This is a genomic window from Polaribacter sp. YIW18 (genome assembly GCF_057219325.1).
On sequence record NZ_JBXVVE010000001.1, the window covers coordinates 392641 to 411617 of the forward strand.

General features: G+C 31.3%; 15 protein-coding genes. 7 read left to right on the forward strand and 8 right to left on the reverse strand.

Annotated features, from left to right (window positions below; genetic code table 11):
- Window positions 1–162 precede the first annotated feature (162 nt).
- Entirely contained in the window at window positions 163–702 is a 540-nt protein-coding gene (locus AC2D6T_RS01670) for a hypothetical protein (RefSeq protein WP_484680243.1), read from the forward strand.
- Between the two features lie 80 nt (window positions 703–782).
- Window positions 783–1460: a hypothetical protein gene (locus AC2D6T_RS01675; protein WP_484680244.1), complete on the forward strand. Its 678-nt coding sequence runs from the start codon at window positions 783–785 to the stop codon at window positions 1458–1460.
- 127 nt (window positions 1461–1587) lie between these two features.
- Here the strand turns inward: AC2D6T_RS01675 and mutS are convergent, their stop codons facing one another.
- The gene (gene mutS / locus AC2D6T_RS01680) at window positions 1588–4182 is read right to left on the reverse strand and encodes a DNA mismatch repair protein MutS (RefSeq protein ID WP_484680304.1); all 2595 of its coding nucleotides are present in this window, start codon (window positions 4180–4182) and stop codon (window positions 1588–1590) included.
- Window positions 4183–4336: 154 nt separating this feature from the next.
- On the opposite strand from mutS, the gene AC2D6T_RS01685 reads away from it, so the two are divergent.
- Window positions 4337–4864, forward strand: coding sequence for an RNA methyltransferase (locus tag AC2D6T_RS01685; RefSeq protein ID WP_484680245.1), 528 nt, complete (start codon window positions 4337–4339; stop codon window positions 4862–4864).
- A 13-nt stretch (window positions 4865–4877) separates the two neighbouring features.
- On the opposite strand, the gene mgtE is transcribed toward AC2D6T_RS01685, so the two are convergent.
- The 4 genes from mgtE to AC2D6T_RS01705 form a co-directional block, all read right to left on the reverse strand.
- Window positions 4878–6227, reverse strand: a complete 1350-nt coding sequence (mgtE, locus tag AC2D6T_RS01690) for a magnesium transporter (protein WP_484680246.1) — start codon at window positions 6225–6227, stop codon at window positions 4878–4880.
- Window positions 6217–7020 carry a 16S rRNA (adenine(1518)-N(6)/adenine(1519)-N(6))-dimethyltransferase RsmA gene (gene rsmA / locus AC2D6T_RS01695; protein WP_484680247.1) on the reverse strand — a complete coding sequence of 268 codons (804 nt, stop codon included), beginning with the start codon at window positions 7018–7020 and terminating at the stop codon, window positions 6217–6219. Before rsmA ends, mgtE begins: the two co-directional genes overlap by 11 nt.
- 6 nt (window positions 7021–7026) lie before the next feature.
- Window positions 7027–7356 (reverse strand): DUF4286 family protein, encoded by a 330-nt coding sequence (locus AC2D6T_RS01700; RefSeq protein ID WP_438989504.1) that lies wholly within the window; start codon window positions 7354–7356, stop codon window positions 7027–7029.
- A 75-nt stretch (window positions 7357–7431) separates the two neighbouring features.
- Window positions 7432–9240 (reverse strand): tetratricopeptide repeat protein, encoded by a 1809-nt coding sequence (locus tag AC2D6T_RS01705; RefSeq protein WP_484680248.1) that lies wholly within the window; start codon window positions 9238–9240, stop codon window positions 7432–7434.
- 125 nt (window positions 9241–9365) lie between these two features.
- Here AC2D6T_RS01705 and AC2D6T_RS01710 point away from each other — a divergent pair, with 125 nt between their 5' ends.
- The gene (locus AC2D6T_RS01710; protein WP_438989502.1) at window positions 9366–9509 is read left to right on the forward strand and encodes a hypothetical protein; all 144 of its coding nucleotides are present in this window, start codon (window positions 9366–9368) and stop codon (window positions 9507–9509) included.
- 52 nt (window positions 9510–9561) lie between these two features.
- Here the strand turns inward: AC2D6T_RS01710 and serS are convergent, their stop codons facing one another.
- Both serS and AC2D6T_RS01720 read right to left on the reverse strand, forming a co-directional pair.
- A complete protein-coding gene (gene serS, locus AC2D6T_RS01715) occupies window positions 9562–10836 on the reverse strand; it encodes a serine--tRNA ligase (RefSeq protein WP_438989501.1) in 1275 nt (424 codons plus the stop codon).
- 66 nt (window positions 10837–10902) lie between these two features.
- Complete coding sequence (locus tag AC2D6T_RS01720) at window positions 10903–11835, reverse strand: bifunctional riboflavin kinase/FAD synthetase (protein ID WP_484680249.1); 933 nt, start codon at window positions 11833–11835, stop codon at window positions 10903–10905.
- Window positions 11836–12028: 193 nt separating this feature from the next.
- Between AC2D6T_RS01720 and AC2D6T_RS01725 the strand changes: the two genes are divergently transcribed.
- Both AC2D6T_RS01725 and AC2D6T_RS01730 read left to right on the forward strand, forming a co-directional pair.
- The gene (locus AC2D6T_RS01725; RefSeq protein ID WP_484680250.1) at window positions 12029–14746 is read left to right on the forward strand and encodes a TonB-dependent receptor; all 2718 of its coding nucleotides are present in this window, start codon (window positions 12029–12031) and stop codon (window positions 14744–14746) included.
- A 14-nt stretch (window positions 14747–14760) separates the two neighbouring features.
- Window positions 14761–16248, forward strand: coding sequence for a G-D-S-L family lipolytic protein (locus AC2D6T_RS01730; protein WP_484680251.1), 1488 nt, complete (start codon window positions 14761–14763; stop codon window positions 16246–16248).
- Between the two features lie 66 nt (window positions 16249–16314).
- On the opposite strand, the gene AC2D6T_RS01735 is transcribed toward AC2D6T_RS01730, so the two are convergent.
- A complete protein-coding gene (locus AC2D6T_RS01735; RefSeq protein ID WP_298949065.1) occupies window positions 16315–17529 on the reverse strand; it encodes an aminotransferase class V-fold PLP-dependent enzyme in 1215 nt (404 codons plus the stop codon).
- Window positions 17530–17629: 100 nt separating this feature from the next.
- On the opposite strand from AC2D6T_RS01735, the gene AC2D6T_RS01740 reads away from it, so the two are divergent.
- Entirely contained in the window at window positions 17630–18946 is a 1317-nt protein-coding gene (locus AC2D6T_RS01740) for a serine hydrolase domain-containing protein (protein WP_298949063.1), read from the forward strand.
- Window positions 18947–18977: the final 31 nt, after the last annotated feature.

An 18977-nucleotide genomic window follows, 5' to 3' on the forward strand; every position in this document is an offset into this window, starting at 1 on the left:
GGTTTAACCATATCCGAGAATAAACTCTGCTTGGAAGAAAAAAATAAAAGAGTTAAAACTTTGAATTGTCTGTTAACTGAGTTTCTTGAAAAAGAAGGCAAAATTGCAAGTATTCAATACTCCTAAAAAATTGAATGCGTGAAATATTAAATACAAATTAAAATGAAAAATTTAAAAATTAAACTACCTGTAAAACTAACTTTACTTACTCTATTTGTTATTTTATTAAACTCTTGTAATAATGATGAAATAGAAACTTCAAAAAAATTTAGTGATGTAAAATTACCTGCTCTTTTTCATTCTAAAATAGATAACGGTTTAATGGGTAAAACTTCAACTAATTCTGAATCTTTTACAGAAGATTTCACATTTAATATTGTTTTAGAAAACGGGAATAACTTTGATGTTAAATTTAGAGCTAGTGGTTTGATAGATGTTGAAGGAATAACAAACCTTCAAATAGAAAATGATTTTTTTGAAAAAACAGGTTTATCAACAAATTTTCTAATTGAAAATCAAAATATGACTAAAGCATTATTTAAAAATAAATTATTAGCAAAAACATCATGTTGGGATCAATGTAAAGAAGATAGAAGAACAGGTTTTGGTAGAGCTATTTGTAGAACTGGTTGTGTTTTAAAGCACATTGCTAAAATAGCTAAAGAAGTAGCAATGACAATAGCTGCAATAAGATTATTATAGTGTATAATAATTTTATAAAATATTTTATTTTAGGTATCTTTTTGTGTAATACTATAATTGTATTTTCACAAAAAGATACTTTGAATAATGTAATCAAACTAAAAGAAATAGTTCTTTTAGATAGCTATAAAAAAAAAATAGCTTCCTCAATATTGAGAGATGCAAGGAATAATATAAGATATAATTATGCTTTCCAAAAAGGTGTTAATTATAAAGTTAAATCTATTTTTAAAAATTTTAAAGATAGTATCGATAATAATATAGATTTTTTAGTCTCATTTAAAAAACTGTTTAGTTCTAAAATAAAAATAATAGAAACTCGAGGTAATCATAAAGCTAAATTTAACTATTTATATCAAGTTATGTATGCGAATTTAAAATGGGCAAAAAAGAGTAATGGTAATATTTTAAGTTTTAAAGAGAGTTATAATTACTACCTTATTGAAACTGAATCAAAGCATCAATTTAATTTATTTAAAATAAATAAAAAGGATTATTCTTTTGAGAAAATAATTGTGACTAGGAATAAAAAAGGTGAAAAAGAAATCGATTGTGAAAATAGCAGGTTAGAGTTAACTTTTACTAAATTTAAAAAAATATACGAACCAAAAGAGTTAAGAATAAAATGTTATGATGATAATGATAATATAATAATTACTCATAATTTAAGTTTCTTAAAAGTTCTCCCCTATAAAAAAATAGATAATAATAATAATATTCATCGAATATTAAGGTTATATACAGATAGAAATAATTAAAAGCCCATAACACCGTACAAAATTAATTGCTTGCTTTTTGCTTACTTACGAAAATCCTCGTGGATTTTCTTTGTCAGTAATTATTTATTTTATTGCTAAACCACGTAACTAACCTTTTACAAACACGTTACTTCTTCACCAACATACGCTTAATCTCATTCAATTTCATAAGTGCTTCAATTGGCGTAAGTGTATCAATATTTGTTGCTAAAATTTCTTCTCTAATATTTTCTAAAAGCGGGTCATCTAACTGAAAAAAGCTGAGTTGCATTTCTTCATGTTGGGCTTGTTTTAAAACATCTTTTACCTCACTATTTTTGTTATTCTTTTCTAACTGCGCTAGTATTTTATTCGCCCTATGAATCACCATATTTGGCATTCCAGCCAATTTAGCAACATGAATTCCAAAACTATGGTTAGAGCCTCCAGAAACCAGCTTGCGTAAGAAAATAATGTTGTCTTCCAATTCTTTTACAGAGACATTAAAGTTTTTAATACGCTCAAAAGTGGTAGTCATTTCATTTAATTCGTGGTAATGTGTGGCAAACAAGGTTTTTGCTTTAGATGGATGTTCATGTAGAAACTCAGAAATTGCCCAAGCAATTGAAATTCCGTCATAAGTAGAGGTTCCACGCCCAATTTCATCTAACAACACCAAACTACGCTCAGAAATATTATTTAAGATTGATGCAGTTTCGTTCATTTCTACCATAAATGTAGATTCGCCCATAGAAATATTATCACTGGCGCCAACTCTGGTAAAAATTTTGTCTACAATACCAATTTTTGCATTTTGCGCAGGTACATAACTCCCCATTTGTGCTAATAAAACAATAAGTGCAGTTTGCCTTAGAATAGCAGATTTACCAGACATATTAGGTCCAGTAATCATAATTATTTGTTGTTGATTTCTGTTTAAAACAACATCATTAGCAATATAGGTTTGGTCAATGGGCAATTGTTTTTCAATTACAGGATGACGTCCGTTTTTAATTTCTAAATCGGTACTTTCATCCATTTGCGGACGCACATAATTGTTATCTACAGCTAATACAGAAAAACCGATCAAACAATCTATTTTAGCAATAATTTGCGCATTTTCTTGTATTTTTTGTACAAACTGAATGATGTATTGCAATAATTTGCTAAAAATTTCTTGCTCTAAAACCAGTATTTTCTCTTCAGCACCTAATATTTTGGTTTCGTATTCTTTGAGTTCTTCAGTAATATAACGTTCTGCATTTACTAAGGTTTGTTTGCGTATCCACGTTGTGGGTACTTTGTCTTTATGCGTATTTCTAACCTCTATATAGTACCCAAAAACGTTGTTAAAAGCTATTTTTAAACTACTAATTCCTGTTCGTTCAGTTTCGCGCGCCAACATTTCATCTAAATACTCTTTTCCAGACGATGCAATAGCACGTAAATCGTCTAATTCTTGATGCACACCATTTGCAATGGCATTTCCTTTATTGATGTTTACAGGAGCATCATCAAACAAAGTTTCAGAAATTTTAGCAATTAAAACATCGCAAGAATGCAGTTGTGTGCCCAGCTTTTTAACCGTTTTATTTTTGCTTTTTTCTGCAGCAGATTTTATAGGTAATATGGCTTGTAAAGAGCTTTTTAACAACACAATTTCTCTAGGTGACGCTTTGCTTGTTGCCACTTTAGAAATCAACCTTTCTAAGTCTGATATTTGTTTTAATTGATAGGTAACTGTTTTCGAAAAATCGACAGAATCTATAAAAAACTTCACCAATTCGTGCCTGTTTTTTATCTCGTCTATATTTTTTAAAGGCAATGCCAACCAACGTTTTAGCAACCTTCCACCCATGGGTGATATGGTTTTGTCAATCACATCTAAAAGTGTAACTGCATTTACAGAATTTGGATTATATAATTCTAAATTTCTAACAGTAAATCGGTCCATCCAAACATAATTGTCTTCAGCAATTCTACCAACAGTTTGTATGTGTTTTAATTGATTGTGTTGCGTTTCCGATAAATAATACAACACAGCACCTGCTGCAATGATGCCGTTTTTTAAATCTTGTATACCAAAACCTTTTAAGTTTTTAACTTCAAAATGATTTTGTAAAGTTTCGTAGGCATATTCTTTTTGAAAAACCCAATCGTCTAAATAAAAAGCGTAATATCTATTTTCGAAAAGCTCTAAAAATTGTTGTTTGTTTTGTTTTTCAACTAAAATTTCACTCGGATTAAAATTTTGAACCAATTTATCAATATACTCTGCATTTCCTTCAGCCACTAAAAATTCGCCAGTAGAAACATCTAAAAACGAAATTCCGATTTGTTTATTTGTTGCAGAGCGAATTGAAGTATGGAAATGAATGGCTGCTAAAAAATTGTTTTTTTTAGACTGTAAAACCTCGTCGTTTAAAGAAACACCAGGTGTAACCAATTCTGTAACACCACGTTTTACGATAGTTTTGGTCATTTTGGGATCTTCTAACTGATCGCAAATTGCAACACGCATACCTGCTTTGACCAACTTTGGTAAATAGGTGTTTAAAGAGTGATGAGGAAAACCTGCCAAAGCTGTTTCAGAATCGGAACCAGCACCTCTTTTTGTTAAAATAATCCCTAAAATTTCGGCCGCTTTTTTGGCGTCTTCTCCAAAAGTTTCGTAAAAATCTCCCACACGAAAAAGCAACATAGCATCAGGGTATTTTACCTTAATAGCATTGTACTGTTTCATTAAAGGTGTAACCTTTTTTGCTTTGGATTTTGCCAAGTTTTAGAAATTTTTGGATTAGTTTTGCGAAGATATAAAATATAGTTGTTAGTGTTTAGTTTTTGGTTAATAGTTAGTATACCATCAACTAAAAAACACCAACCACCAACTACAGAATATGAGAAAATTAAAAAATAACGAGTTAGGTAGGATCTCGGTTGATGAGTTTAAGGCTGTTGAAAAAATGCCTTTAATTGTGATTTTAGACAATATTAGAAGTTTAAACAACATTGGTTCTGTTTTTAGAACTAGCGATGCTTTTTTGATTGAAAAAATTTATTTATGTGGCATTTCTGCAACACCACCCAATAAAGATATTCATAAAACAGCTTTGGGTGCTACAGAATCTGTAAATTGGGAATACGCTGAAGATACTTTAGCATTGGTTAAAAAGTTGAAAGCAGAAAAAGTGAAAGTGTTGGCTATAGAACAGGCTGAAAATTCGATCAAACTAAACACATTTTTCCCAGAAAAAAATCAAAAATATGCTATTGTAATGGGTAATGAAGTAAAAGGCGTACAACAAGACGTGGTAAATGCTTCTGATGACTGTATAGAAATACCTCAGTTGGGTACCAAACACTCTTTAAACATTTCTGTAACTACAGGGGTTGTAATTTGGGATTTGTTTTGCAAGCTCAAATGATAGCTTCTAAAACCTAAATACCTAAAATCATTTTCGCAATCATAAAGTAAATTAAGATTCCAAAAATATCATTAGAAGTCGTTATAAAAGGCCCTGTTGCAATGGCTGGATCTATACCTCTTTTATTTAAAAATAAGGGTACAAAAGTACCTATTAAACCAGCTACAATAATTACGACTACCAGAGATACAGCTATTGCCAAAGCTAAATCTGTTTTGCCTTCATAGATCCAAACAAAGAGAAATAAAAATAACGAAAGAATAAACCCGTTTAAGGCCGCTAATAACATTTCTTTTAAAAGTCTGCTATTAATACTTCCTTTTACATCATCATTAGCCAAACCTTGTACAATAATTGCTGATGATTGTACACCTACATTACCAGCCATGGCTGCAATTAATGGTGTAAAAAAGAATAAAGCAGCGTATTTTGTAAATACTCCTTGAAAACCTTCCATAATAATAAAAGCACCTACACCACCAATTAAACCTAAAAATAGCCAAGGCAAACGTGCTTTTGTCAATTGAAAAATACTATCGTCTGAATCTACATCTTGCGTTAAACCAGCAGCCATTTGGTAATCTTTGTCTGCTTCTTCTTTTAAAACGTCTACAATATCATCAATAGTAATTCTACCTAATAAAACGTTGTTATCATTTACAACTGGTATGGCTTCTAAATCGTATTTTGCCATAATTTTAGCTACTTCTTCATCATCTAAAGAAACATTTACAGCATCTACTGTATTTTTCGAAATTTCTGCTATTTTTTGATCAGATTTGGCAATAATCAAGTCTTTTAAAGATAGTCTACCAACTAATTTTTCTTCTTTATCTACAACATAAATAGAGTGTACTCTTGTAACTTCTTTGGCTTGTCCTCTAATTCTACGCATGCAACCAGCAACCGTCCAAGTTTCGTAAACTTTTACCAGCTCTTTTGCCATTAATGCACCAGCTGTATTGTCTTCGTAAGACAGTAATTCTTTTATATCTGCAGCTAAATCATCATCACTTAACGCATTAATTACCCGTTGTTGTCGTTCTTCAGAAAGTTCTCCAATAATATCAGCAGCATCATCAGAATCCATTTCTTCAACTTCGTCTGCAATTTCTTGAGCAGATAGATTTTCTAAGATTTTTTCACGAATGTCTTCATCTAATTCAGTAAGAATTTCAGATGTTTTTTCGCTATCTAAAAGTTTTATTATGTAAACAGCTTCATCAAAATCTAGCTCATCTAAAACCTCTGCAATATCTGCATAATGTACATCAGAAAATAGGGCTGTTATGGCTTTATTATCTTTTTCGACAATAAGCGTTGTTAGATCGTCTAAAAATTCGTCTGTAATTTCAAATGCCATTTTCTGCTATTTTTTGCGTGAGTAAAATAAATGCTGAAACCGATAATTGTTCAGGACGTTTCGCAAATATAGGGTCTTCTTTTAAAGAATCCGAAAGTTGAAAAGATTTTAAACTAGAACGCAACATTTTTCTACGTTGGTTAAAGGCTGTTTTTACGACTCTAAAAAATAATTTTTCGTCTACAGGAAGTGTGTAATTTTCTTTTCTGATACATCGAATGACACCAGAATCTACTTTTGGTGGTGGATTAAAAACAGTAGGTGGCACTGTAAAAAGATATTCTACATCGTAAAAAGCTTGGGTTAATACAGACAAAATACCATATACTTTAGAGCCTTCTTTTTCTGCAATTCTTTTGGCTACTTCTTTTTGAAACATGCCTGAAAGCTCTGGAACAAATGCTCTATTTTCTATGGCCTTAAATACAATCTGAGAAGATATATTATAAGGAAAATTACCAATAATTGCTACTTGTTGGTCTGTAAATATACTTTGTAAGTTTTGCTTTAAAAAATCGCCCTCTATAATTTTAAATTTTTCTGCAGAGGTATCTATATTTAATTGTTCTACAGGAAAAACGTCTTTTAAAAACGTTACAGATTCTCTATCTAGCTCCATTACTGTAACTTTTGGTGTTTTTTGCAATAAATATTTGGTTAAAACACCCATACCTGGCCCAATTTCTAACACATTATTATAACCATTTTCTGTTAAAGCATCTGCAATATCTTTTGCAATACTTTCATCTTTTAAAAAATGTTGGCCTAAATGTTTTTTTGCTTTTACAGACATAAATGACTAATTATTTTCGTTTGTTGGGTAAAACTCGTTTACAATTTTTAATTCGGTTCTAAAAGCTAACATTTTGTCTGCAAATTTTTTTAAACCCTCTAAACGCAAATTATCTGCATCTTCTCTGTAGTAATCTTCTAAATCTTCTCTGGTGTTTGCTGTGTATTGAATGGAATATGTTTTGCCTCCCATTTCTTCGTTTACTAAAACTTCTGTAAGTTTTGCTTTGGTAAACTTGCCTGTATTTAACACTTCTGTGATATGAGATTCTATCCAAATTAACCACTCATTATGGGCAGATTCATCTATATTTATAGTTACGTTGTATATGTACATAATAGTTATTAGTCTTTGGTTTTTAGACGGTAGTTTTTAGGTGTCTTTCTAAAGACTAATCACTACAACTGTCATCTAAATAGTATCTCCTCTTAGTTTTCTAAAGTTTTTTCTGGCATCTACCAAATAAATACTAGAAGTTTGTTCAAAGATAATTTTTTGATAATATTTTTTGGCTTTTTCTATATCATTTAAATAATTCTTATAAATTTCTGCCATCATAAAATAGACATCATCTGTTAAAAAACCTTGATTATCTGCAGCAACAATTTTTTCTAAATCTGAAATGGCAGCCGCATATTTTTTTTGTTTGATAAATAATTTTGCTCTAAAAAAATACACGTCATCGTAAATTACTTCGCCTGGTATGAGTCCGTTTATTAAAATATCTTTAGAAGTAATTAAGTTGTTTAATTCCGCCAAAGCTTCATTATCTTTATTTTGAAAAGCAAGTAATTCTGCTTTTGCCAATTGTTTTAAACCCGAAGGAATTGAGTCTACAGGTTCGTTGTCGGAAATTTTTAAGAATAAGTTTACAGCATCGTTGGCAATTAGTTGTGTTGTAGAACTTTTAAGTACTTTTAATTGTGCTTTTGCCCAATCAAAATCTCCTTTAAAATAACTAGTTTGTGCTACTTTAAAACGTGCTTCATGCCCAAGTTGATGGTTTTTTAGTAGTGTTTGAATTTGCGAAAAATAAATTAATGCTTTATTAAACTTATTTGTAAACACTAAAACATCACCTAATTTTAATGTAATTCTAGCTTTGTCAAATTTAGAGTTTGCATAAGAAAGTGCTTCTTCTAAAACAGCATTGGCTTGGTTGGGTTGGTTTTTAGAGAAAGTTAAAAAATCAGCATATTCTACTTGTAATTTTATGGTTAAGGTGTTTTTACCAAAAGTTTCGAAAAGCTTATTAAAAAACGCTTTTGTTTTTGGATCTTTTGTTGCAACTGCAATTTTAGCAAGGTATAAATTGGCGTTAATAATTTGGCTATTAGTGGCTGACTTTTCTAAAATAAAAGCAAAACATTCTTTAGAAGCATCATAAGCTTGGTTCTCAAAAGCAATTTTACCTAAAGTAAAAATAGAGGTTAAACTTTCTTGTTTTCTTTGATACAAAGCTTTTTCTTGCAGTAATGCTTTTGTGTAATTTTTTTGTTGTGTAAACAACCAACTTAGTAGAATATTCCAAACATCTTTAGGCTTGCTTAATGATTTTTTTAAAAGTGTTTTTTTAAAAAGGATGTTGTTTTCATTTTCAGAATCGTCTGTAATGTATTTGCTGGTATATCTTTGTACAAGGCTAAAATATTGTTCGTTTTTATCTACCAAATCTATGTAAGACTCAAACATTTGCTTAAACTCGCCCTTTTCTCCGTAAATCTGTGCTATTTGAAAACTATAGTTTCTATTTTTATTGGCATCCATAGCTTTTTGGTAAGCTAAAATTGCATTATCTAACTGATTGTAATCTTTAAACAAGCGCCCAATTAAACCCCCATAAGAAGGTGTTTTTTTTAAGCCTTCTATAGCTAAATTATAGTTTTCTGTTGCTTTTTCTTTGTTGCCTTGTTTCTCGAAATTATACCCAAAATACACATACAAATATATTTGGCTATTGTCTGCTTTTATTCTGTTTTTTAAAAGTGTTTCTGCTTTTAAAAATTGCGCTGTTTCTTGGTAACAATTTATCAACCGACCTAGATAGCTGGTATTAAAAGGACTAGAATCATATAATTTTTTGTAAATCTGAGTTGCTTTTTCGTAGGCACCTTCTCTATAATAATTTTCTGCAAGCAGATAATCATTCTGAGCTTCATTTCGTTGTGCGTTGCTTATAGTACTAATCGTAACTAAAAGAAGAAAAATTACTTTTTTCATTGTCTTCAAATATAATGAACCTAAATGTTATTTTTTTAGTAAACCAAAGCTATTTTACTTTCTTTTTGTAACAATTTGGCATAAAGATTGTCTTTAGGATAAATAACCAATCAAATTTTAATATAATGAATACATTTTCTAAACGATACGAAATCGCAAAACAAAACTCTATAAAGTTTATGAAAAACGGACAAATATCTGCTTACTTACATGCCTTAGTAGAAATGAATAAATACAAAAGGCTAATGGTTGCGGTAATTGCTAATTAGTATTTGATCGATAGTTTCTGGTTTTTGTTAAAAAAATATTTACTAAAAACAATTAACTAATAGTTTTAAACCCACAATAAGGTACTAACACATCTGGTATTTTAATACCATCTTCAGTTTGATAATTCTCTAGAATACCTGCTAACACACGTGGTAAAGCCAAAGAACTGCCATTTAAAGTGTGTGCCAATTCACTTTTACCTTCTTTATTTTTAAAGCGTAATTTTAATCGATTTGCTTGAAAAGTTTCAAAATTTGAAGCAGAACTAATTTCCAACCATCTATTTTGTGCTGTAGAAAATAATTCGAAATCAAATGTTAAAGCAGCTGTAAAACCAGTATCTCCACCACACAAACGTAAAATTCTGTAAGGTAATTTTAATTCTCTTAAAATATTTTTAATATGTTCTACCATATCATTTAAAGCATGATACGATTTTTCTGGATGCTCTATTCTTACAATTTCTACTTTATCAAATTGATGTAACCTGTTTAAACCTCTAACATGCGCCCCATAACTACCCGCTTCTCTTCTAAAACAAGGCGTGTAACCAGTTGCTGTAATTGGAAAATCGGTTTCTTGTACTAAATTACCACGAAACATATTGGTAATTGGCACTTCTGCTGTTGGAATTAAATACAAATCGTCTTGGGTTGCATGGTACATTTGCCCATCTTTATCTGGCAATTGTCCAGTAGCTGTTGCAGAATCTGTATTTACCAAATGAGGTACTTGATATTCTTTATAGCCAGCTTCTATATTTTTATCTAAAAAATAATTAATTAAAGCACGTTGCAATCTCGCTCCTTTTCCTTTATATACAGGAAAACCAGCCCCAGTAATTTTATTACCTAATTCGAAATCTATAATGTCGTATTTTTTTGCCAATTCCCAATGAGGTAAAGCGTTTTCGCCTAAATTTGGAATAATACCTTCTTTAAAAATTTCTTCATTATCATCTTCTGAACTCCCTGCTTTTACAGAGGCATGTGGCACATTTGGTATTTGGTACAACAATTGTTGTAGTTCCTCAGATAAACCTGTTAACTTTTCTGTTAACGCTTTAGAATCATCTTTTAATTTGCTTGTTTTTTCTTTTAAAATGTTCGCCTTTTGTACTTCTCCAGATTTAAAAAGACCACCAATTTGTTTAGATAAGGTATTAGATTCTGCCAGAACAGTGTCTAAAGCAACCTGTGTAGCTCTTCTATTTTCGTCTGTACTTAAAACTTGTTCTACAATGCTTTCTGCATTTGCAAAATTACGTTTTGCCAAACCCGCTAAGACAGTTTCTTTATGTTCTCTAATAAATTGTACTTGTAACATTTTGTAAGAATTTGAGAATGCAAATATATAATTTGTACCACAAAAAAACCTTTAATCAACTAAAATTTATGGGGTATTTAAAATATAGTTTTTTGCCGTTTTTTCGTCTTCTTTAAGTTGATGAATTAATGCATCTAAAGAATCAAATTTTTCTTCGTTTCTTAAAAAATATAGTAATTCTATGGTTAGTTTTTTTCCGTATAAATCTTGATTAAAATCAAAAAAATGCACTTCTATGGTTTGATAATTACCATTTACAGTAGGTCTGTTTCCTATATTCATCATTCCAAAAACACTATTTTTATTTATGGTAGCTTTTACAACATATACACCCGTTTTTGGGATGAGTTTATAATCTTCTTCTATGCTAATATTCGCAGTTGGGTAACCAATTTTACCACCTAGTTTTTTACCATTTACCACAACACCATTCAGCATAAAATTGTACCCCAAATACCTGTTTGCAGTTTTTAAATTACCAGCATGCAAAGCATGCCTAATTTTTGTAGAGCTTACAGAAACATCATCTACATCTTGAGCTGGTATTTCTTCTACTGTAAAATCGTATAAATAGCTGTATTCTGTTAATTGCTGTATGTTTCCTTCTCTATTTTTACCAAAATGATGGTCGTAACCAATAATTAATTTCGAAATATTAAATTTATTTACCAAAATATCTCTAACAAATTCTAAGGCAGTAGTTCTAGAAAATTCTCTACTAAAAGGATGAATAATTAAGTAGTCTAACCCTGTTTTTTTTAGTAGTTTTTCGCGTTCGGTAATGGTGTTTATCAATTCTATTGAAGCAACTTTCTGCAACACCATTCTTGGATGAGGAAAAAACGTAAGTAATACCGACTTTTTACCAGTCTTTTTAGCTTCTAAAATTAGTTTTTCTAAAATCTTTTGATGCCCATAATGTACACCATCAAAAGTACCAATAGTAACAAATGTTTTTTCTTCAGTTACAAAGTTAGAAATATCAATTATTGTTTTCAAAGAAAGTCGCTTTTTCTAGTTACAAATGTACAACACAAATTACTTATAAATTAAAGTTTTGGTATCATAATTCATCTTCATTACTTAAAAATAAGTGGTATTTTTTTATTAAAATCATAAAATAACTTGTGTAATAATCAATAATTCAAAAAAAATTGTATTTTGCAATCTAGTTAACAAATTAATTCAAATTATGATAAAAAAGATTTTACTACTTGCATTTATAGCTTTTAGTAGCTTTGCAATGGTTGCGCAAACCACTGTTAAAGGTACAGTTACAGATGCTAAAACAGGAGAAACACTTCCAGGAGCAAACATTAAAATTGAAAATAAAGCTGTAGGAACAACTACAGATTTTGATGGAAATTTTGTTTTAAAAGTAACAGATAACCCGCCTTTTACTATAGAGGTTTCTGTTTTAGGTTACAAAATGGAAAAAGTTGAGATTACAACTAGCAATCAAAAGATTGATGTAAAATTAACGGAAAATGAAACTTCTTTAGATGAGATTGTTGTTTCTGCATCGAGAACTCCAGAACGTATTATGGAATCTCCAGTTACTGTAGAAAGAATGGATGCCAGAGCTATTAAAAACACTTCTGCACCTTCTTTTTACGATGGTTTAGAAAACTTAAAAGGAGTAGATGTTAATACAAACAGTTTAACATTTAAATCTGTAAATACACGTGGTTTTGCTACGTTTGCTAACACACGTTTTATGCAATTGGTAGATGGTATGGATAATTCATCACCTGCCTTAAATTTTGCTATTGGTAACCTTTTAGGGATGTCTGAATTAGACGTAAATACTGTAGAATTATTACCAGGAGCAGCCTCTGCATTATATGGTGCAAACGCGTTTAATGGTATTATGTTTATGACAAGTAGAAGTCCTTTTGATGACCAAGGAATTAGCGTTTCTTTAAAAGGAGGAGTTACTACACAAGAAGCTGCAGGAACCAACGAATATTACGATTTTAATATAAGAATGGCATATGCTTTTTCAGAAAAATTTGCTGCAAAAGCAACTCTATCTTATTTAGAAGGTACGGAATGGTTTGCCACAGATGAAAGAAATACTAGAAATGGTAAATATGCCGCTGGAGATAGATCTTTAAACGATTTTGATGGTTTAAATGTATATGGAGATGAAGTTGCTACAGATTTAGGTGGTGCTATAGGTAGAGTAAGTAGAACTGGTTATAAAGAACAAGATTTAATGAAAGATTACCAAGCAAAAAGTGTAAAGTTAAATACAGCTTTACATTATAGACCTTTTGGTGATGACAGATTAGAATTAATTTTTAACTCTAAATTTGGTGTTGGGAATACTATTTACCAAGGGGCAAATAGATACAATATTAGAGACTTTTATTTAGCGCAACAAAAATTAGAATTAAGAGGTAATAACTTTTTTATTAGAGGTTATGTTACTACAGAAGATGCAGGAAACTCTTACGATTCTCGTTTTGCAGCAATTAATATTAATAGAAGATGGAAATCTGACCAAGATTGGTTTACACAATATGCTGGTACTTATTTAGTAACAGGTTCTCATGCAGCTGCAAGAGCCGCAGCAGATACAGGACGTTTTATTCCAGGAACTGCTAGTTTCCAAGAAGCTTTTGATGAAGTTACTGCAGACCCAAACTTGGTTACAGGGTCTAAATTTCAAGATCAAACAAAACTATACCATGGAGATGTAAATTATAACTTTAGAGATATGATTGACTGGGCAGAATTCCAAGTGGGAGGTTCTTACAGAAGGTATTCTTTAAATTCTAATGGTAGTATTTTTACAGATTACGATGGTCCAATTGATTATGACGAATATGGAGTATATACACAAATGCAGAAAAACTTTTTAGAAGAAGACCGTTTAAAATTTACAGCCTCTGTACGTTATGACAAAGCACAAAACTTTGATGGTAATTTCTCTCCAAGAGTTTCTTTAGCATACGCAGCAGGAGAAAACAAAAACGATAACTTTAGAGCTTCTTTTCAAACAGGTTTTAGAAACCCAACAACACAAGACCAATACATTGGTCTAGATGCAGGTTCTGCAATTTTGGTAGGTTCTGCACCAGACAATTTAGACAGATATACAAGTTCTCCATTAAACGTAAGTACTGCAGGACAAGCATTATTAGGCTCTCCAACAACTACCTTATCTGGTAGATTGGCATATGAAAACTCTTTTTCTGTTAGTTCTGTGCAAAATGGTGCTCCTGCAGCATCAAACGCTCCTTTAGTAAAACCAGAAAAAGTAACTGCTTACGAAGTAGGTTATAGAGGTTTGGTAAACGCAGGAGAATCTAGAATAACAGTTGATGTAAGTGCATATTACAACAGTTACGAAGACTTTATTTCTGGAAAAAATGTATTAGTGCCTTTTTATGGAACCGTTGGAGATAATGGTTTATCTCTATTAGCTTTACAAAATGGAGATTATAAAGCTTTTCAAACCTATACAAATACTTCTGCAGATATTAGTTCTTACGGAGCTTCTATTGGTTTAAATACAAAGGTTTTAAATGGTTTTGATCTAGGTATAAACTATACCTATGCTAAATTCGATTTTGATCAAGCATCAGACCCAGATTTTGAAGCAGGTTTTAATACACCAGAACACAAGTTTAAATTACAGTTTGGTCATACCAACTTATTTGAAAACTTTGGTTTCAATATCAATGCTAGATGGCAAAATGAGTTTTTATGGGAGTCTACATTCTTAGACGCTACTGTAGATGCTAGAACTGTTTTAGACGCTCAAATTAACTATGCAGTACCTTCTATAAAGTCTGTATTTAAATTAGGAGGCGCAAATTTAACAGGACAAGAATATTTTAGTGCACCAGGAGTTGGAGCCATAGGTTCTCAGTACTACTTATCTTGGACAATTAATAACTAATAAAATAATACTTTATGAAAAATTATAAATATATAGGATTACTTCTTTTATCTATTGGTTTTGCATCTTGTGATGTAGATAACACATTAGATCCAATAGAAGAAGCAATGGGTCCAGAAATAGCCTTAGATATAAAAGACTTAAACTTATCTAAATACGTAGCTGTAGGCGCCTCTTTTACCGCAGGTTACACAGACGGTGCTTTATTTAAAGCGGCTCAAGAAAATTCTTTCCCAAACATCTTAGCATCTAAATTTAGTATGGCAGATGGTGGCGAATTTAATCAACCATTAATGAGTGATAATATTGGTGGTTTTGTAGCTGGTGGAAATGCAGTACAACCTCCAAGGTTGTATTTTAATGGAGTTGGACCTACAAGATTAAACGCTTTGCCAACGACAGTTTTAGGAGCAAGAGCAGCAGGTACTTCTTTTAACAACTATGGTATTCCTGGTGCAAAAAGTTTTCACTTAACATTTGCTGGTTATGCAACGTTAAACCCGTATTTTGGAAGAATGGCTTCTAGTGCAACTGCAAAAGTTATAGACGATGCTACAGCACAACAACCTACCTTTTTTACTTTATCTGAAGTAGGTGGTAATGATGTATTAGGTTTTGCTACTTCTGGTGGAGATGGGTCAGATATGATTACACCTCCAAGTGTTTTTGATAATTCTTTTAATGAATTAGTAATTCGCTTAACTACAAACAATGCAAAAGGTGTAATTGCAACAGTGCCAAACATTACTTTATTACCTTATTTTACTACAGTACCTTATAATCCCGTGCCTTTAGATGCTGCAACAGCAACTGCTGTAAATGCTGCTTATGCTCAGTATAATGGTGGTATTCAACAAGCTTTTGGAGCTTTGGTTGCTGGCGGAGTAATGACACAAGCTGCTGCAGATGCAGAAATAGCAAAAAGAACAATTTCTTTTTCAGCTGGTCAAAATGCTGTAGTAATTGTAGATGAAGATTTAACTGATTTAGGAGCTATAAACCCTGCTTTTGCAGCTTTACCACAATTAAGACAAACAACAGCAGAAGATTTATTAGTATTACCAAGTTCTGCTTTTATAGGTACTTTGGCTGACCCTAGTAATCCTGCAAGTGTAAATGGTGTTGGTGTTCCTTTAGCAGATAAATGGGTATTAACAGCTACAGAATTAGCAGCTGTTATAACAGCTACAGAAGCATATAACACAACCATTAAAGCCATTGCAAACTCTAATAATAATATTGCTTTAGTAGATTTAAATGCTATTTTAATAGAAGCTTCTGGTGGTATTAGGTTTGATAATTATACCATGACAACTAGTTTAGTAACTGGTGGTTTGGTAAGTTTAGATGGTATACATTTAACAGGTAGAGGGTATGCATTAATGGCAAACAAAATTTTAGAAGCTATGGATGCTAAATTTGGCTCTAACTTTACAACAGCTACAAATGGTTTGGCTAAAGCAGATGATTATCCTACAAATTTCTCTCCTACGTTAAGATAGAAAGTTTTAAATTGATAAAAATAAAAAAGGTTGAGCATTTGCTCAACCTTTTTTTATTATTGTTCTTTAAGAAAACATATTTACGGCTCTTTTTAAAGCAGTAATAAATATATCTATTTCTTCTTTTGTATTGTAAAAAGAAAATGAGGCCCTAATGGTTCCTGGTATTTTGTAAAAATCCATAATAGGTTGTGCACAATGATGCCCGGTTCTAACTGCAATTCCTAACTTATCTAATATAGTTCCAATATCATAGGGATGAATAGTACCTACGTTAAAAGATATTACAGCTGTTTTTTTTGCGGTTGTGCCAAATATTTTTACACCTTCTATTTTTAAAAGTTCTTCAGTTCCGTATTTTAAAAGCGCTTCTTCATAAGCAGCAATACTATCAAAACCAATAGAGTTCATATAATCTATAGCAGCTCCAAAAGCAATACCACCACAAATATTTGGGGTACCCGCTTCAAATTTATGAGGCAAACCAGCATAGGTTGTTTTCTCAAAAGTTACTGTGTCTATCATTTCTCCTCCACCTTGATAAGGAGGCAATTTTTCTAACCATTCTTGTTTGCCATACAACAAACCCACACCTGTTGGTCCACATAATTTATGTGCAGAAGCTACATAAAAATCAACATTTAAAGCTTGTACATCGGGCTTAATATGAGGTGTTGCTTGGGCTCCATCAATTAAAACAGCCGCATTAAATTTGTGTGCAGTTTCAATAATTTCTTCAATAGGGTTTATGGTTCCTAAGGCATTAGAAACATGGTTACAAAAAACTAATTTTGTCTTTTTGTTTACCAAATTATGATACACTTTCATATCTAAAGAACCATTTTCTAGCATCGGTATTACCTTTAAAATGGCGCCCGTTTTTTCGCATAACATTTGCCAAGGCACAATATTTGAATGATGCTCTAAAGCAGAAACTATAATTTCATCATTCTTTTTTAAAAGTGATGCAAATCCAGAGGCTACCATATTTATAGAATGTGTAGTACCCGAAGTTAGAATAATTTCGTAGGCATTTTTTGCATTAAAATGATGTTGAATTTTAATACGAGCTTCTTCGTACTTATCTGTTGCTTCTTGACTTAAAGTGTGCACACCTCTATGGATATTTGCGTTGTAATTGCTATAATAATCTACAATTGTATCTATAACAATTTGTGGTGTTTGCGACGTTGCAGCATTATCAAAATAGACTAAAGGTTTCCCATTTACGGTTCTCTTTAGAATTGGAAAATCTGCTCTAATTTTTTCAACATTCATCATACAAAATCATTTTAAAATACAAAGATAAAGGTTGATTTTTTAAACTTAGAATAAAGACCATATGATTTTCTTATTTTTACATTACTAAAACTTTCTTTTGATGAAAATATTTAAACGAATTCTACTTCTAATTGCCTTAATTTTATTAATTATAGGTATTTATAACTATCCAAAATTGAACATTTTAGCAGGGTATTCTGCAAAAAACACAGCTTCTTCTGTCTTTGTTGCAAATAGAACTTTAGCATTTACAGATAGTACAGACAATAATTTTTCGCCTGTAAAATTAGCTTTAGATAAAATTGATAAAAAACAAAAGACGGCTACTTCTTCTGTCTTTGGTTTGTTAACTAGAAAAGCCATTGTTAGAGAAGGGTTAGGATCTGTATTAACACTAGATAAAAGTGATGAAACAGCTTCTTATTTAGTACCAAAAAGACTAAAACCAGATAATGTAACACCATTTCCTTATGGGAATGCATCACAGAAAGATAGTGTTTTTAGCAATGTAGATTATCATCAATTAAACAAAACTGTAGCTTCTATTTTCGGAAAAAGGAAAACAAGAGCTGTTTTGGTAATTTATAAAGATCAAATAATTGCAGAAAAATATGCAGAAGGATTTAATAAGGATTCAAAATTATTAGGTTGGTCTATGTCAAAAAGTATTTTAAGTACTGTTTTTGGGGTTTTACAGCATCAAAATAAAATTAATGTGCAAAACAAAGCTCCAATAAATTCTTGGCAAAATGACGCTCGTAAAAACATTACGATCCACAATTTATTACAAATGAATTCTGGTTTGGAATGGGACGAAAATTATGATGAAATTTCTGACGCCACAAAAATGTTGTTTTTAGAACGCGATATGACTAAAATGCAAGAAAACAAACCTTTGGTGGGTAAGCCTAATGAAAGTTTTAACTATTCTTCTGGTACTTCTAATTTACTATCAGGAATTTTAAGAAAACAGTTTGATACGCATCAAGAATACTTAGATTTTTGGTACACGAATTTAATTGATAGAATTGGTATGAATTCTATGGTTATTGAAGCAGATTTAACTGGCAATTACGTAGGTTCTTCCTATTCTTGGGCAACTGCTAGAGATTGGGCAAAATTTGGTTTGTTGTATTTACACAACGGAAATTGGAATGGAGACCAATTGTTTACCAAAGATTGGGTAGCCTATGCAACTACACCCACACCCACTTCAAACGGAACGTATGGTGCACAATTTTGGTTAAATGCAGAAAAACAATTTAAAGACGTTCCTGCAAGTATGTATTTTGCAGACGGTTATCAAGGACAAAGAGTATATGTTTTACCAGATCAAGAATTAGTCATTGTACGTTTTGGACTTTCTTGGTTTGAAGAAAACGTATTTTTGAAAGGGGTTATTGAGAGTATTCAATAAACAAAGGGAGCGAATACTCCCTTTGCTTCTA

Excerpts from the sequence above, each read along its gene's own strand:
- AC2D6T_RS01670 (WP_484680243.1), top strand. The coding sequence starts at position 163 with ATGAAAAATTTAAAAATTAAACTACCTGTAAAACTAACTTTACTTACT.
- mutS (WP_484680304.1), bottom strand. The coding sequence starts at position 4,182 with ATGAAACAGTACAATGCTATTAAGGTAAAATACCCTGATGCTATGTTG.
- AC2D6T_RS01685 (WP_484680245.1), top strand. The coding sequence starts at position 4,337 with ATGAGAAAATTAAAAAATAACGAGTTAGGTAGGATCTCGGTTGATGAG.
- mgtE (WP_484680246.1), bottom strand. The coding sequence starts at position 6,227 with ATGGCATTTGAAATTACAGACGAATTTTTAGACGATCTAACAACGCTT.
- rsmA (WP_484680247.1), bottom strand. The coding sequence starts at position 7,020 with ATGTCTGTAAAAGCAAAAAAACATTTAGGCCAACATTTTTTAAAAGAT.
- AC2D6T_RS01700 (WP_438989504.1), bottom strand. The coding sequence starts at position 7,356 with ATGTACATATACAACGTAACTATAAATATAGATGAATCTGCCCATAAT.
- AC2D6T_RS01705 (WP_484680248.1), bottom strand. The coding sequence starts at position 9,240 with ATGAAAAAAGTAATTTTTCTTCTTTTAGTTACGATTAGTACTATAAGC.
- AC2D6T_RS01710 (WP_438989502.1), top strand. The coding sequence starts at position 9,366 with ATGAATACATTTTCTAAACGATACGAAATCGCAAAACAAAACTCTATA.
- serS (WP_438989501.1), bottom strand. The coding sequence starts at position 10,836 with ATGTTACAAGTACAATTTATTAGAGAACATAAAGAAACTGTCTTAGCG.
- AC2D6T_RS01725 (WP_484680250.1), top strand. The coding sequence starts at position 12,029 with ATGATAAAAAAGATTTTACTACTTGCATTTATAGCTTTTAGTAGCTTT.
- AC2D6T_RS01730 (WP_484680251.1), top strand. The coding sequence starts at position 14,761 with ATGAAAAATTATAAATATATAGGATTACTTCTTTTATCTATTGGTTTT.
- AC2D6T_RS01735 (WP_298949065.1), bottom strand. The coding sequence starts at position 17,529 with ATGATGAATGTTGAAAAAATTAGAGCAGATTTTCCAATTCTAAAGAGA.
- AC2D6T_RS01740 (WP_298949063.1), top strand. The coding sequence starts at position 17,630 with ATGAAAATATTTAAACGAATTCTACTTCTAATTGCCTTAATTTTATTA.